This is a genomic window from Kribbella sp. NPDC051936 (genome assembly GCF_040680955.1).
Taxonomy (GTDB): domain Bacteria; phylum Actinomycetota; class Actinomycetes; order Propionibacteriales; family Kribbellaceae; genus Kribbella.
The window spans coordinates 73313-89649 of record NZ_JBFAXS010000003.1; the positions used below are offsets into that span (position 1 = coordinate 73313).

The following is a 16337-nucleotide window of genomic DNA, read 5'->3' on the forward strand; positions in this document are numbered from 1 at the left end:
CGTGGGCTTCCATCTGCCGGGATGGCTGAAGGCGATCCTGGAGGGCGGGTACGAGCCACAGGCCGACGAGGACAAGCTCTACGCGCTGGCAGACCAGTACGACGCGTGCGCGGCGTACCTCACGGGTGAGCTGTCGGCGGCGATCCAGGCGGCCGGCAACGGCTTCGGTGCGGCGTACCAGGGCGAGGCCGGGAGCGCGCTGAGCGAGTACCTGCGTCGGTATGCGACCGACGCCGATGCTTGCGGTCCCGTCGCGATGGCGGACGACGTCAAGCACGTCGCGGAGTTCCTCCGGACGATGGGCGACACGATCCTGCGGACCAAGCGCGAGCTGCTGATCATCGGCATCGTCAGCTGGATCACGATCCTGGCCGGGCTCGGGCCGGTGATGGGGACGCTGATCCGCAAGCTCGGGCAGGAAGGCGTCAAACGGCTGCTGCTCCAGTTGCTGAAGAAGCTGGTGAACCGGGAAGCGAAGAAGCTGCAGGCGCGGATGGTCGGCGAGATGGTGGCGAACGCGGCGCAGCAGACCAGCAAGTTCGTGTTCAGCCGGCAGATGGTGCCGAAGGTGCTCGGGCTGGTCGGCGCGGAGGTGGCCGACGAGGTCATTCCGCACACGCTGGCCGGCTGGTGGGGCGAGGCGACCGGCCATGATCGGCGGTTGGTCGTCGACGGCAACGGCCGGCCCGTGAAAGATGCCGACGGCAACTTCGTTACCACGCACGACTGGGACTGGCGGGGTACGGCGATGACCACGGTCGGCGCGGTGGTCGGCGTACCGCTGTCGCACGGGGTCGGGGCCGGGCTCGCGAAGGTGCCGGGGCTCGGGAAGATCGGCCGTACGTTCGTCAACAACGCGATCACGTCGCCGCTGTCGAGCTCGCTGACCGCCCTGGGATTCGGCGAGGGCTGGCACAGCCCGACCCTGCAGGAGGCCTGGCTGGCCGGGGCCCACGGCGCGGTGCGCAACTCCACGCCGAGCGATGTACACGGCCCACTCGAGTCGATCGGCGAGAAGGCCGGTGAGTACATCGGCAACAAGATCATCTCCGCGGTCCCCGGCGGTCATCCACCCGGCGGCGGTGGCCCTGACGGCGGCGGCCAACTCCAGTCCCCGCCCGCCGGCCACACCACCCCGGCGAACGGCGCCCAGGACCTCGGCCAGGCTGCCAGTCAGAACACCGCCCAGAACGCAACGCAGAGCTCAACCCAGCAGACGCTGGCCCCGGTCGGCGCAGGCCTCGGTCAGACGACCACAAGCACCACCACGGCCGGTCGCCCTGCCCAGCCGGGTACGTCGTCCCCAGCCACCAGCCAGCAATCCCGCGCGGACCAAGAGACCGCCGTACGCCGGAACCCAGCCACCCAGCCCAGCGACAACGGCCCCAACGACACCACAGACGAACAACTCACCACCCCCGACCCAACAGCTCAAGCCCCCGACTCCAACGAGACCACCCCGGCCGACCACACCGCGCAGGCCGACCAGACTGACGCGACGGCGCAGGCCCAGGCCGGCCAGGCGGATGCGACGACGCAAGCGCAGGCGGGGCACGCTGACGCGACAGCGCAAGCGCAGGCGGGGCACGCTGACGCGACAGCGCAAGCGCAGGCGGGGCACGCTGACGCGACCTCGCAAGGTCAGACCACGCAAGGCGACGCGACCTCGCACGCCCAGACCACGCAAGGCGACGCGACCTCGCACGCCCAGACCCTGGACGGGCGAGTACTCGCAGGCTCACCCGCCGGGACGGTCTCCGCGACGCCTGTCATCCGCCGAGGCGCGCCGACGCTCGACCCGGCCGGACGGCCCCGCCGATCGCGCCCGGGCGAGGTCTTCGCGGGTACCCGCCGAGGCGGTACCCATCCGCACCTCCCCGGCGGATCGAGCCGAGTTTCCGTCGCTGACGGCACCCACCTCCTGTACGGCGATCGCCGCGTGACCCCGCACGAGCTCGCGTCCCTCGCTCGCACCGCCAACCACGAGATCGTCATCGACGCGCTGACTCCCGCCGCGACCGCCCTGGCGCAGAAGCTCGCCGACATCACCGGGCAGGACGTCGTCGTGCGCTCGTCCGACGGCACGCAGGTGCTCACCCCGGCCGACGATCCCGCCCTGCGCCCCGACGGTGTCGTCGTCCTCGAGGACGGCAAGCTCATCCGCAAACCCCGCGCGAACTCGGCGTACGGCATCGAGCTCGAGATCACCGAGGACAACCTCGGTACCCGCCTCGGCGCCGGCCGCTCGAAGACCGCGTTCGCGTTCTACGACAAGGTCGTCCTGGTCGCTCACCCAGGCGTGTCCCTCGCCGCCGAGGTGGCGCATACCAACCACCTCCGCAGTCTCCCCGGCGGCGAGCACGTCATCGCCCCGATCCACCAGGTCACCACACTCTTCGGCCGGGACGCGATTGTCGTCGACCGGTACGCGACCACCAGCCACGAAGTCCTCGACGAAGAAGCCCCGGACCCCGACTCCCGGATGCCCGGCCTGCCCACCCAGGCCACCCTCGAAAGTCTCCAGGCCCTCCACACCTTCGCCGTCGAGAACCACGTCCTCCCCGGCGACCTCCAGTTCGCGATCACCCACGACGGCCGGTTCCACGCGTACGACATAGCCGGCACCCGCCAGATCACCGGCCCCGACGACCCCGCCCTCACCACCCTCAACACCTGGCTAACCTGGGCCGCCTCCCAACTGACCACCCCCACCGCCCCCGCCACCCTGGCCCCCGGTATGCCGATCTCGGGTACGCCGGTCTCCGGCACGCCCGCCCCAGAGGCGTCGTCGGCGAAGAAGGTGCCGCCGCGGATCATCCGGCGGTCGAAGGCGGCGGAGGCGGAGGGCGAAGGTCGGGCACGACGCAGGCGACCGGACGAGGTGCGGCCTGAGGACGGGGCCCGCCCTGAGGACGAGGCCCGCCCTGAGGACGGGGCGCGGTCGGTGGGCGGGATGCGGGTTGGGGAGGTTCGGGAGGTTGTGGACGGCGTGCTGCGGCGGATGCGGTTGCCGCGTGGGCTGCCGGTGAAGGTCGTTGTCGGCGCGAACAACGGCGTACTGGCGGAGGAGTACGGCATCGAGCCCGCCGCCGGTACGCGGCCCGCGTACTTCCGGCTGGAGGACGGGACCGGCGTCGTCTACCTGTCCGCCTACGACCACCTGTCGGCGGACGACGTGGCGGCGTCGGTCTGGCATGAGGTGGTCGGTCACTTCGGCTGGCGGCTGTTCAGTCCGGAGACGCGCAGTGAAGTGCTCGCCGCGGTGCACGAGCTCCGCGGCCTCGACCCCGAGCTCTCGGCCGAGATCGACGAGTTGTACCCCGACCAGCCCGTGGAGGTCCGGGACGAGGAGTTCCTCGCGGCACTCGCGGAGGACGGCGTACCCGGTCGTCTGAGGCAGGCCTGGAACCACTTGCTGTCCACCCGTCTCGGCGACGCCTTCCTCCGCATCGGTGCCATCAGCAACGAAACCCTCGAGCGCGCCCGCCGCGACCACCACCTCGAACCGCTGCACACGATCCTTCGCTCCCTGGTCAGGGCCATCCGCCGGGGCCGCCCGGTCCACGATTCCCTGATCACACCGCGATCCCGCACGTCCCGCCCCGGGCCGAACATCTCGCGGATCCGCCCCGCCCAGCAGAACCGGTACGACGGCGGTGGGCTGCCCGCGTTCACCAGCGGTGTCGTCGAGTCGTCGTACGACGACCTGCTCGACGGCTCGCTCGACGAACGTGCGCTCGCCGCAGCGCTTCCGGGCGCGCCGGGCAACAAGGTCAAGCGATTCCTCGTCAGCGACGCGGACGAGCGGCATTTCGTGATCGAAGGTGCCCGGCTCACCCCGCACCACCTCGCGGTGATGACCGACCTCTACCGGAACGTGTCGATCGTCCTCGACACCCGGACGCCGCAGGCCGCGGACCTGGCACAGCAGCTCGCCGACATCATGGGCGTCGACATCGTCGTCCGTACGCCGGACGGCTGGCAGAGCCTGCGCCCGAGGACGATGCCGCACCAAGAGGGCACGGTCGAGTTCGGCCCTGACGACACGCTGATCCTGCGTACGCCGGACATCCCCGACGGCGTACCGATCGACGACCTCGAGCCGCATCTCGGCCGCCTGCTCGGCGTCGGTGGGTCCAAGGCGGCCTTCGCGTTCTACGACAAGGTTGTGCTGATCGCGCTCCCGACGATTGAGGTGTCATTCTTCAAGCAGCTTCGCCGGACGCTCGATCTGCTCACCAAACCCGGCGCGGCCGATGTCGTCGCGCCGCTCCGGTACACCACCGTCTTCGAACGCGACGCGTTCGTCGCCGACCGCTTCCCGACCATCAGTCGCGACATCTGGGCGAGCATCCCGGACTTCCACGGGCCGCAGGTGCTCCGTCCGACGCAGGCGACTCTCGACAGCCTGCTCGCGATCCGTGCGTTCTTCGTCGCGAACAACCTGGTCATCACCGACCTCCAGTTCGGGATTGACCCGGACGGTCGGTTCTGGGCGTACGACGTCGGCCGCGTCCGCCCGTTGCCGTCCGCGACTCCGCCGGCTGTTCCCGGCGGTGTGAACCTCGCCGTTTTCAGCCGCGCCGGGTCGAACCCGCTCGAGGTCGTCGACGCGTGGATCGCGTGGGCGGCCGACGGTCTCGGTGCCGAACGGATCTTCACCCCGCCGGCCGCGGTGCGCGGCGCCCCACCCCTCAACGAGAAACTCGAGCCCCCGTCGTACGACTGGACCACGGCGACGCGCCTCACACCGGATGAGCTCTCCGCGCCGCCGGACGGCGTCGGCATCCGCCGAACCGCAGACAAGCTGGTGAAGCTCTACCCCGACACCCCCGAAGCACGCGACCGTGCCGTCGCCGAGCTCGAGCGCGCCCACCTCGCGGCACGCACCGGCTACGGCCCGCCGCCCCGAGGCCTGGTCACAGCGGAGCTCGACGGCACCCAGTACGTCGGCCTCGCAACAGACGCCGTCGACGGAGGCCCCATCACCACGCCGGGTGGTGGACCGGGTGTTCGGGCGGAGGCTGATCGTTGGCGGCGGGTGGTGACGCTCGATACTGTGCTGCAGCTTCACGACTACGTTCGTCGGTTGGTTGCTCTTGGCCACCAACCGCCTGCTGATCTGCGTGGCTTCGTGGACGAGCGGGGCATCTTCCGTCCCGTCGAGTTCGCTGAGGCGGTCCCTGAGGGCCTGCTGCTCGGTGACGAGCTGTTGGCGGCTGCGATCGAGAATGTGAAGCGCGCGGCCGGCAATAACGACTCCGGTCGGGCCCGTCGCGTTGCCGAGCCTCACGGCGACGGCGCGGTCGCGGAGGTGTTCGGGCAGGTGCCGTCGTACCGGCGGTTGACGCTCGAGGTGCAGCGTCGGATGGTGACGGTCGTCGAAGCGGTCACCGGGAACGACGCGGTGCTGCTCGACGGGCTCAGGCCTGTGCTGACCAGTCCGGGGTTTCGGGCGCTCGGCCCTGACGCCTTGAGGGCGGAGGTCGAGAGTTGGGTCGGGCTCGAGTATGCGGACGTGTTCAGCAAGGGCGTCGAGTTCGATGCCGAGGTGACCGGGGCGCCGCAGGTGCCGGACGCACTAACAACCCGGCCGGTCGACTGGGCCGAAGCCACCGATCTCGGTGAGCTGCCGTCGTCGTTGCCGCGGATGAGCAGCGCCGGGGAGGCCGGGTCCGTGGCGCGGCTCGGCCCTCACTCCGGCGTCTATCTGATCGAGCGAGCTGACGGCAGCGAGTGGGTCGTGAAGCTCTGGCCCGACGGGAGCCGGTACCGGGCGCGGGCGATCGCGGAGTACGAAGGCCTGCGCGGCGCCGCCGCAACGGGTTACGGACCGACGCCGTACGGCATGGTCCGGGCGACGATCGCCGGGCAGGACTACGCCGGTGTCGCAATGGCTCAGGCCCCGGGCGGCTTCATCGGTACGAGTGCTGTCGACCCCGCGGAGACCGAGCAGTGGCGTGCCGCTGTCACCTTCGACACCGTTCGCCAGTACGACCAGTACCTCCAACGGCTGCTGGACGCCGGCTACTACGTCCGGACCGATCTGCAGGTCTTCGTCGACGGCGACGGGAACCTCCGGCCGATCGACTTCGAGTTCGTCGCCGCGCTCCCGGCGGACCCGACGGCTCGTCGTACGGCGATCGAGAGTCACGGGACCGGGTCGTTCATCGGCCGCGCCGTACGGCGTCAACTGCTCGACGCGGCGGTCGCCAACGCGAGACGGCAGCAGGGCGACAGGTCACTGCTGGCTGCGACAGACGCAGTCGTCGCGGACCTCCTGCCCCTCCAGGAGCGGGAAACGATCGCCAGAGAAGCGTTCGGCCGATTGAAGCTGCCGAAGCATGTTCTGGACAGGATCGAACTGGTCACGCCACCGACCCAGGACGCGTTCTACCAGCGATATCGCCAGGTCGAGCGCATCACGGAACTGCGCAGGGGCCATTTCCAGCCGAATCGGGACGGTAGCGCCGAGCTGGTGATCACCCTCGACGCAAACCCGTCGCGCGCCGCGATCCTGGAAACCGTTCTGCATGAAGCTGCGCATCTCGTCTTCGCCGCGTCGAGCCCGGCGGAACAACTCCAGCTGCAGAACGACATCGACCGGATCCCGGGCACACCGCTCGTCCGGCAGTGGCGGCAGGAGATCACCGAGCTGTACGCCGGGGCGTCCCGCCAGCTGATCAACGAGGAGTTGCTCGCGAGAGCGTACGCGCACATCGTCGAGGAGTTCGGCGACGTGCCGTCGGCGGTACGGACCTGGCTCGACGGCGTCGTCACCGGGACGTTCGGCCGGATCTGCGTCCGCCTCGGGCTGGTCAGTCCCGAGACACTGCGGGACGCCAGGACCCGCCGGGACCACGACCTGGCCCCGTTCTACCGCGTGCTGCGCACCGCTCTCCAAGGCAGACAGCGCGCGATTCATCCGGCCAACTATCACCAGAGCAGGGCGAGTCTCGGCAACGAGCAGTCCGACAGCTTCGCCCGGGCCGTTCGTCGCAGCGGCGGTGCGCTGCAGGTGGTCGTCGACGTTCGAGACGCGCCGACCAACGAGGTCGCGCATCCGACGCTGGAGGGTGCCCGGGTGCAGCGGCAGTTGGCGGCCGCCCAGCAGCGGCTCGATCAGGCGATCGCGGCCTGGAACCTGGCTCTGGAGCAGGGCGCCTTACCGGATGCCACGCTGGAGAAGGCACTCGACGAGGCCGCTGACGTGTTCGTGCTTCGCCGCGACGAGGCCGGTCGACAGCTTGGGCGAGACGCTGTGCTCGCGGCGATCCGTCAGCTCGAGACCACCGTGACTGAAGATGATCGGGCGTTCGTTGTGCTGACCCGCGAGGACGGGTCCAGCCGGCGGCTCGTGCTGCACAACGAGGACAACCGGCCGCGGTACGTCGACAGCGACCAGCAGGACGTCGAGCGCAGCGCCGTCCTCCGCGAGGCCCGGTCCGACGTCGTCAGCGTCGAGGCGCTGGTACTGAATCCCGCCGGTACGCCGGTGCCCTTCGCCGGCAGGCCGATCGGTACCCACAACGAGTACGGCGCCGAGACTCCTGTCTCGCCGGACGAACTGCTGCACCTGCCTGCCGACCAGCACGCGGCCGTCCTCGCCCGGATCGACCGCGGTTCTCCGATGCGTGCTCCCGCGGACGACAGCCTCCTACGGTTCTGGGGCGACGCCCCGGCGCTCCCCGACGCGATCGAGAACGTGACCGCGATCGAGCCGGTCGGCCCCGGCTGGCTGCGGATCACCACCCGGGGTGGCCTGACCCTGCTGGCCGGCGTGCGGCGTGGGCCGGTGACGCACGGCGAGGTGACGGTCGAACGCGTCGGCGACCATGAGTCGGCCGCGTTCGTGATTACTGTTGCTGAGGGCATCGATCGTGAGCTGGCCGACCTGACCTTCGGGCAGCAGATCGACGCCGAGCTGGACGCCGACTGGGTCGAGGCGGCCGCGGCCGGGCACATCGCGGCGCTCGCGGCGCAGCTCGAGATCGTGGAGCCGGTCAGGGCGAGTCTGCAGGCGGCGGACGAAGCGTTCGCGATGCCGCCGGCCGACGCCTCGCTCGTCGACTGGTCAACGGTGCGCGAAGCCCTGACCGACATCCGCGCGGGACTGGACGATCCGTACCGGCCGGCGACCCTGGCCCTCGCCGCCGACCGTTTGCGGACGGCTCACGCACAGGTACCGGCCCCCGGAGCGCTGCACGAGCTCGCAACCGCCGCGAGCCAGGCAGCCGCGCAGCTCGGGGGAAGCGCAGCGCTGCGCCGCGGGTACGACGTACCGGACCGGATGACGCCGGCCGACGTACTGACCGCAACGAAGCTCCAGGTCCGGCACCGACGGCTGAACGCCGGAACGCCGGACCAGCTCGGCCGGTACGACGCGCGGCGACTGAACCGCCGGCGCCGCGCCAGACTGCGCGAGGCAGTGTCCGCGGCCGGGCTCGACATCGGCGCTGTGAACCATTTCGACCGGTTCCGGCTGCTCGACCGCTCCGGCTACGGCGCACTCGTCGAGCTTGCTCTCGAGTACGGCGCGCGACCGGGCCTGGTCGCGGGACTGCCGGTGACCGTGGACATTGGTTGGCTGGACGAGACGCTGCGTCGACCGCGATTCCAGCAGGCGGTGGGTGCCACGTTGGCGCCGACGGAGCAGGCCGGTGTGGTCACGGTCAGCGTGAAGGGGCACCAACCCTTCACCCTCGCGGTTCGCCTGGACGGGCAGGGCCAGCTGTCGGCCGATCCGGTCGCGGATGTCGTGGTGCCGTTCGAGGCGGACCGCGAAGCTGATCCGAGTGTTCACGAGCTGGCCGGACGGGTGGCGAAGGCGATCGAGAGTCACCGGTCGGCGGCCGACCGGGTGTCCGCGGATCTGCTGACCTGGCAGGCGCTGGGCGGCCAGGCCGGTCACGAGCTCAGTCTCAACGACCAGGCCGCGGTCGGTTGGCTGCGCAGCTTCAGCCTGCACCATGCCGAGCCCACTTGGCGGGACGCGCGGGCCTTGCGGGAATTCCTTTATCAGAAGGGGTTGCTGCCCAGCAGCCCTGACTACGAGCGCAAGTTCGCCGCGCTGCGGAGCCTGGACCGGGAGCTCGCGGACTACGTGCTGAGGCACAACGGCGCGCGCCGGGTCACCCGCGTCCGCGGGCTGATCGAGACCCGCCCGCTCGGCGAGGCCGGTATCGAGCCGAGCCGGGCGGTCATCCCGGTGTTCGACGGCAGCGACCTGCTCCGGCTGGCCTCCTGGCTCAATCGTTTCGAGGAGGGCCCGCACGGCCGGGGCCTGTCCTTCACCCGCTCGGGCGAGAACACCGTGGCGATCACCGTCCCGCGCACCGACGGCTCGCCGGATGTCGTCACCGTCGTCGTAGAGCCGGGCGCCGGGCTCGCCGCCCGGCACGGCCAGGTGGTGCGCGGCGCCGAGGCATCGACGTACCACCTCCGGACTCCTCCGGGTGTCGACCGGTTGCGGGGCGAACGGCTCACGATCGAGGGTCTGTACGCCGTTGTCGCGGAGCACCTGGACAGCACGATGCCGCTGCCGCCCGGAATCGCGGCGGTGCTCGCGCGCTTCGAGCAGCAGTTGGTGTCCGCCGCCGGCTGGCGCACGTTCCGGATGCTGGTCAAGGACCTGACCGAACATCTGGCCGAGCTCGGCCTGGACGACCAGGCACTGACGGAGCTGAACGACCTCATCCCTTCGTCGCTGCGGCGAGTCCTGACCCGCCGCGGCCGGGCGCGATCGGCCCAGGCGATGGCCGAGCAGCTCGAGGAGCGCCTCGACCGCGGTGAAGTCGAGCCCTCCCGGGTGCCGCGGCGCGCGATCTTCCTGGGTGGGATGGCGCTGGACAAGTTGCTCATCGGCGTCGGCAACGCCGCACTCGGCCTGGCCATGTTCCACAACTCGTCGTGGCTGGGCGCCACCTTCGCGGTCGGCTACGGGCTGGCGGAGGGCTGCGGACAGGGTTATCTGATGTACCGGGGCCAGCTGGCCGGCGAGAAGCTCGAGCAGGCCGTCCGTGGCCGGGGCGCGGCGCTGCGAGCCGAGCGAGAGACGGCCCAGGCCGCGATGCTGCGCGACGACGTCCGGGACGTGATCCGGCCGCTGCTCGAGAGCGTGGTCAGGGTCCCGGCAGCAGAACCCGCACGACCGACGCCAACGGCACGCCGCTGGTCGACGTACGACAGCGAGCCCTGGGTTTTGCAGCGCTCACAGCGCTATCACCTGTGGTCCAACCTGCCGTACGGCGTGATGTCGACGATCGAGCCCATCGCTCTGGTCGGAGCCGGCGCGGGGCAATGGGCCTTGGCTGCCGTCTTCGGGGTCACGGCCGGTCTCGGGTACGTCGGCGCGTCTTTCGGTGAACGGCGCCGTACCCGCCATGACGTCGCGAATCGCTTGCGGCAAGGCCAGTTCGACGACGTACGCCGGATGCACGCCCGCCGACAGGAGGAAGCGCTGCGGGCGCGCAACCTGCAACTCGGTATCAGCGCGCTGATCCGGGAGGCCGGACAGACCCCGCCCGCCGCGGCGACCACTCTGCTCGCCCGCCGGGTCAGTGACGATCAGCTCGGTCGACCGGTGTTCGACCGGCGTCCGAACCGCGGCCTGGACATCGGCCAGGTCCTTGATGTCCGGTACCCGACGATCCTCGCGCCAGGCGCGGTCGGGACGGCGATCGGTCTGTTCGTCAGCCCTGTGGTGGCGGCGGTCCAGGCCGGCAACACGATCGTGAACACCTGGATCAACGCCATGGTCGAAAGCGGGTACGGCGACCTCGACACGCACTACACCGACCTCACGTCCGCCCAGCTCGCGCACGCGTCGCTGGTCCGCAGTCGCCAGAGCGACGACCGGTTGCTGGGCGGTGTCCACGACCTGGTCTGGTCCGCGCTGGCAGAGTCCGGCGGCACTCGGCCCGCCGTACCGGGTGAGGTCGTCGCGGACCTCGTCGTCGCCGAACCAAAGGCGCCGATCATGCCGCCGTTCTGGCGGAAGATCTTCCCGCTGACCGCCTTGCTGCCGGGGATCGGCGAGTTCGCCGCGGTCAGCACCTTGGGATCGTCAGTGGCCGCCGTGACGGGAGCCGGGGAGACCGCGAAGGACGAGGTGACGACCGGCTCGGTGAACGCCGTCCTGACCAGCATCACCGGCACCGCCGGCCACTACCCGCTGAACTGGTTCCGCGCGGGCAAGCAGGCGCTGCAGGGGTATCACCGGATGGCCGAGGGGGCGATCGCGGAAGGCAAGACCAAGCAGCGCGCGTTGCGGGCGGTGCTGGACGACGACCAGCACGGCAACGCGGCGGCTCTGGGACAGCTGTTCACCACGGAGGGCCAGACCGTCGACAACTCGGCCGAGGTCGCCCAGATGACGGCCGGCCTGTTCGCCGACGGGAGGACGAGGGCGCTGCTGGAGCTGCTGACGAAGCTCGACGGCGTCGAGGTCGATCCGGCCGATCCGCTGCGGGTCCGGGTGGAGCGGGACGGTCGCTCGCGGCAGTTGACGTTCGTGGTGGGCGACGTGGAGAACCATGCGCCGGCGAAATGGGAGGCCGACGAGGACAGCGTCACCGTGACCGTTTCGCGGTTGCTGAGAGATGCCGTCGAGGTGTTCCCGGCGGTCGGGCATGAACTGCGCGAGATCGGTGAGCTGCTGGTCGGGACCCCGGCCGACGGCGCGCACGAACGCGGACAGGAGACCCAGTTGGCCGTGCTGGGTTGGGTGGCCGACCAGGCGCCGGAGTCCGACCCGAAGACCGGTGTACGGGCCGATCTCGCTCTGCTCGACACCGTCACCAGCCTCGGCCTGATGCCTGGGACCGAGTCCGAGCGGTTCGCTCTTCTGGAGCCCGAACTGATCCCACTGATCGATCGCGTCGGGTCGCGCGTCGACATACTGGAACAGGACGTGGCCGCGGTGTCGTTGGCGCCCGACGCCGCGCGACCACTGAGAATCGCGCACAACTCCTGGGAGTCGGCACTGCAGGGCCTAGGCGCGCAGGTCGGCGGCCTGGGATCGGTGGTCAAGGCGCTGCTGCCCGCGCAGGTCGGCCTGGGGCACTACGCGCTCAACGTCACCAGGCAGTTGTTCGGCTTCGGCGCGGCCGGACTGACCGAGTTGATCAGCCAGGGCCGGGGCCTGCAGGTGATGTTGATCCCGCCGCCCGACGGCTACCGGACCGAGGACCACCTCAAGGCCGACGAGGTCGGCTGGTCCGATGCGATGAGCGACCGGACGCTGGCCGCCTGGCAGGAGTACTTGGCCGCGCACCCCGACCAGTTGCCCGACGTACTGCACGCTCACGACGGATGGATGACCCGGTCCGCGTTCGACCTCGCCGATGCGTACGGCGTACCGGTGGTGCTGACCGTGCACGCGACCGAGATCGGCCGGCGTGGTGGCCGGCTGGACACCGACACCAGCCGCAGCATCCATGCGCTGGAGTGGCGCACAGTACGCCGCGCCGACCACGTCATCGTCAACTCGCCCAAGATGAAGGAGGAGGCGGTCGCGGCCTTCCAGCTGTCACCGGACCGCGTCACGATCATTCCCAACGGCACCGACCCGAGCCGGTGGAAGATCGACCGCGCCACGGTGGATCGTGACTCGGCGCGCGCCCGGCTGCAAGCGGGGCCGCAGGACACGGTGATCTACTACCAGGGCCGGTTGGCGAAGGAGAAAGGCGTCCAGGACCTGATCGCCGCGTTGCCGGCGGTCCAACGGCGTTACCCCGACGCGAAACTGCGGGTGGTCGGGGACGACACGGGCGAGTTCGCCGCCGAGCTGAAGCAACAGGTGTCCGCGCTGGTGACCGAAGGGCGCCTGGCCGCCGGGGACGTCGTCTTCCTCGGCCGGATCGGCCACGCCGAGGGTCTGCCGGAGCTGGTGGCCAGTGCCGACGTCGGCGTGATTCCGAGCCGTTACGAGCCGTTCGGTGTGGTTGCGAACGAGCTGGCCACCGCCGGGCTGCCGCTGGTGGCCTCGGACCAGATCGGATTCGTTGACCAGAGCAACGGTCTGGCCTATCCGGCCGGTGCCGTCGACGAGCTCGTCACGGCGATCCTCGGCGTCCTGGACGATCCGGCCGGCGCCGGGCGGCGGGCCGAAGCCGCCCGGGAGAAGGCGCTGTCGCCGATGTACCACTGGGATGTGATCGCGCAGCAGACCGTCGACGTCTACCGCGGTATCGAAGCGCATCAGGTGCGCAGTCCCGAGGAGATCGGAGAGGTGGTCTACCCCGGGAGCGGCGACGGCGGGCACTGGTACCAGAGCGCCGTGTTCTACCAGGCGCTGGTCCGGGCCTACCGCGACGGCGACGGTGACGGCTACGGCGACCTCCGCGGCCTGATCGAGCAGCTCGACTACATCGAACTGCTCGGCGTCGACTGCCTGTGGCTGAACCCGATCTACCCGTCGCCGCTCAAGGACGGCGGGTACGACGTCAGCGACTACACCGACGTCCACCCGAGCGCGGGCACCCTCGACGACTTCAAGGAACTGCTCGCCGAGGCACACCGGCGGGGCATCCGGATCATCGTCGACTTCGTGCCGAATCACAGCTCCGACCAGCACCCGTGGTTCCAGGAGTCCCGCCGCGATCCCGACGGCCCGTACGGCGACTTCTACGTCTGGTCGGACACGCCCGAGCGGTTCTACACCCCGCTGCACACCGATCCGGACGGCGGCGAGTACATCGTCGATCCGGACACCGGCGAGCGGCGGGCCATCGACCCGGAGTCGACCTGGCTGCGCATCACGTCGGCGTCCGGCCAACCGTTGATCGGTCCGCGGATCATCTTCACCGACACCGAGACCTCGAACTGGACCTGGGACCCGGTGCGCGGGCAGTACTTCTGGCACCGGTTCTTCAGCCATCAGCCGGACCTGAACTTCGAGAATCCCGCGGTCCAGCAGGCGATCCTCGACGCGCAGGAGTTCTGGCTCGACCTCGGCGTCGACGGGTTCCGGGTGGACGCCGTGCCGTACCTGTACGTCCGGGAAGGCACGAACGGCGAGAACCTGCCGGAGACGCACGCCTTCGTCCGGCGGATGCGCGCGCTCGCCGACCGGTACGACGCGATGGTGCTGTGCGAGGCCAACCAGCCGCTCGACGACCTGATGGCGTACTTCGGCGACCCGGCCAAGGGTGGCGACGGGTTCCAGATGGCGTTCGACTTCGCGTTGATGCCCCGCCTGTACATGGCACTCGCGAGCGAGGTGGCCGAGCCGATCCGCGAGCTCGTCCGGCATCGCCCCGCCCTGCCGGCGAGCGCCGCGCTGATGACGTTCCTGGACAACCACGACGAGCGCACCACCGAGATGGTCAGCAACGCCGAACGCGAGTACCTGCACGCGACGTACGACCCGACGCACCAGCGCAAGTCCAACGACGGCTTCGTCGGACGGCTGGCGCCGCTGCTCGGCAACGACCCCGCGCGGATCAAGCTGGCCAACGGACTGCTGTTCGCGCTGAGCGGGTCGCCGATCATCTACTACGGCGACGAGCTCGGCATGGGCGACAACCCGGCGCTGCCGGACCGGGACGCCCAGCGCACCCCGATGCCGTGGCGCCCGGACCGCAACGCGGGCTTCTCGGTCGCCGCGCCGTACCGGCCGTCGAACGGCGATCCCGACCCGCGGCATCTCTACCTGCCGCCGGTCACCGGCTCGCCGGACGGCTTCCGTGAGGTCAACGTCGAACACCAGTTGTACGACGAGTCCTCGCTGCTGTACTGGACCCGCGACCTGATCGGGGCGTACAAGCAGCATCCTGCGCTTGCCGTGGGCACCTTCACCGACCTCGCCGGCAGCAACGGTCACGTGCTCGCGTTCGCCCGGCAGGACGGCGACGAGGTGGTGCTCGGGATCTTCAACCTCGCCGGCACGACTCAGGCGACCGACCTGGACTTGAGTGCCTGGGCCGGTCGGCGGCCGACCGACGTCCTCGGGCAGCAGCGGTTCCGGGTGATCGACGACCTGCCGTACGCCGTCACGCTCGACGGCAACGGCTTCTACTGGCTCACCCTGAACCGCCGCGCACCGGAGTGAGGTCAGTTGTCGCGGGACTCGTCGAGGTATGCGGCTCCGTTCGCCAGGAGCAGCTGCACCGCGGGCAGAACGCGGTCGAGCGTCGGCTCGGCGTTCACTTCGTCGGTCCCTGCTCCGGCGCCGGCGCGAGCGACGTACTCGCACGTCTGCCAGAGGCTGTCGCACGCATGGCCCCAGGTCCACAGCTCGTAGCTGAACCCGTCGACACGCGCCGTCGGGTTCGCGGGGACCGCGCCGAGGCCGTACCGCCCGGGAGCGCTCGGATGTTCACCCGAGCCGACCAGCAACGATCGGATCCGGCAGCTGCGCGCGAACTCCAGTGCATCCGCGGTTCCTGGCTCGATCTCGACGAGCAGGTCGCGGCTGAGCAGCGTGTCGATCACAGCCGCGGCGTCCGCAATCCCGCCGGCACGGGCGACGGCATCGGCCGATGACCGGGTCCAGGGAGCGTCGCCTGCTCCGGGTACGCCGTGAGCGAGCGCCCACACGGCCAGCTCATCGCCTGCGTTGAGCTCGTACTGCTGCCAGCCGATCCGGACGATGTGCTGCTCGCCGGGGTGGTTCGCGCCGAGGTAGTGGCCGACCGGGAAGATCAGTGCGCTGCTCATGCGTTCACTCCACTCAACCGGAAGCTGACATCGACGTACGCCGCGTTGACGAGCAGCAGCGGGTGCAAGGCGGTGAGGAATCGGGTGAGCAGCGTCTCGGCATCGACATCGCTCGTCCGGCCCTCGGCAGTTCGGCGCGCCACATCGGCTGCGCTTTCGCAGACCGCCCACAGCGAGTCGTCCATCGCCGACCACTGCCACAAGTCGTAGACGGCGAAGTCGACGCGTAGCACCGGCTGCCCGAGGAAGCCGATCGCGAACCCGCCGGGCTCGGTCGCGGTGTTCCCCAGGCCGAGCATCAACGGCGTCAGCTGATGGCCGCGCGCGAAGTCGCGGGCCTCCTCGCCGCCGGGCGCGAACTCTGCCAGTAACCCGATGTCGACAAGCTCCTCGACGATCTCCGCCGCGTTCGCGATACCTGTGTGCCTGGCGAGCTCGACGATCGAGTCGCGTTGCCACGGCACCTGTTCCTCCACCGCGTGCGGCGTGCCGTGGGCCAGTGCCCAGACGGCGTACTGCCGATTGTCCAGCTCGACCAAGCCGGTGCCGCGCCGTACCAGGCCGGCGCCGACGAGGTGCCCGATCGGGACCGTCAACCGTTCGTCATTCATGCGTACGACGCTCGGCCGCCGATGGCGCCGGCGGCCGGGGTTGGCCGGATCAGGAAAGGAACTGAC

Annotated in this window: 3 protein-coding genes; 1 reads left to right on the forward strand and 2 read right to left on the reverse strand. The window is 70.2% G+C overall.

Annotated features, from left to right (window positions below):
• The first annotated feature begins 1 nt into the window (after position 1).
• Complete coding sequence (locus tag AB0L64_RS10585; protein WP_363710532.1) at positions 2-15052, forward strand: alpha-amylase family glycosyl hydrolase; 15051 nt, start codon at positions 2-4, stop codon at positions 15050-15052.
• A gap of 2 nt (positions 15053-15054) precedes the next feature.
• Here the strand turns inward: AB0L64_RS10585 and AB0L64_RS10590 are convergent, their stop codons facing one another.
• Both AB0L64_RS10590 and AB0L64_RS10595 read right to left on the reverse strand, forming a co-directional pair.
• Positions 15055-15660 carry a hypothetical protein gene (locus AB0L64_RS10590; protein ID WP_363709922.1) on the reverse strand — a complete coding sequence of 202 codons (606 nt, stop codon included), beginning with the start codon at positions 15658-15660 and terminating at the stop codon, positions 15055-15057.
• Positions 15657-16271, reverse strand: coding sequence for a hypothetical protein (locus tag AB0L64_RS10595; protein WP_363709923.1), 615 nt, complete (start codon positions 16269-16271; stop codon positions 15657-15659). The genes AB0L64_RS10590 and AB0L64_RS10595 overlap by 4 nt, the downstream gene beginning before the upstream one ends.
• Positions 16272-16337: the final 66 nt, after the last annotated feature.

What these genes read in the sequence shown, in the direction of transcription:
- AB0L64_RS10590 (WP_363709922.1), bottom strand. Translation starts at nt 15,660, where the DNA reads ATGAGCAGCGCACTGATCTTCCCGGTCGGCCACTACCTCGGCGCGAAC.
- AB0L64_RS10595 (WP_363709923.1), bottom strand. Translation starts at nt 16,271, where the DNA reads ATGAATGACGAACGGTTGACGGTCCCGATCGGGCACCTCGTCGGCGCC.